Genomic DNA, 655 nt, shown 5'->3' with positions numbered 1-655 from the left:
GAACGAAGCGAACGATGCCTGAGCAACGGGAGATTCTACCACCAGCAGGAGGCTTGAACAAACGACAGCGGTGTGCCGAAGGCCTAGCGTAAAAACCATGTTATGTGCCGCTTGCGTTGGGGATACCGTGGTCAAACACGATCCAATGAAGTGCGTTTATAGCCTGCGTTGCGTGGATTCCCCAATGAGATTCAAACGGAGTGCATGACCATTCCCAAATGATGTCATTGAGGTGTTCGGTGTCGCCACCGTTGAATGCGACCAAAGGCCCAATGATGTCGCGATGAATGTCCGCGCAGTCATCGCCCAGAGAACCGCCGACGATTTCCGCGGAGCCGTCGCGCGGGTAGATGGGATCGTAAGTGCACCAATAGTCGAGACGTTCGCCAAAAGCAGCGGAGATGTTCTTGTAGACGCGTTGCCATTCCTCGTCGGTCGAACGACGAAAGTCGTGGTTGGGGTCAACGTCGTCGACGGGTGGAAGTAAAAGCGCGCCAGAGTACAAACGTGTAAGCGAGCCTAGCAGCCGTCGTGCAAACACGTCAGGGTCACCAGCGGGAGTCGTGACGAGTTCAACGTAGTGATTTGCGTTGCGAGCGAATTCAGTGACGAACTGTTGGTTGTTGGTCATGAAGCTCGATCGACTGCGGCACAT

Annotated in this window: 1 protein-coding gene; it reads right to left on the bottom strand. The window is 54.8% G+C overall.

The features are described 5' to 3' along the window. Positions 1–100: 100 nt before the first annotated feature. On the bottom strand, positions 101–655 hold a 555-nt coding region (locus tag RSSM_RS20065), incomplete at its 5' end, for a DUF5063 domain-containing protein (protein WP_008682937.1).

Origin of the sequence: Aporhodopirellula sallentina SM41, assembly GCF_000346505.1 — a bacterium.
Taxonomy (GTDB): Bacteria; Planctomycetota; Planctomycetia; order Pirellulales; family Pirellulaceae; genus Rhodopirellula; species Rhodopirellula sallentina.
This window is presented reverse-complemented; position numbering and strand designations above follow the sequence as displayed.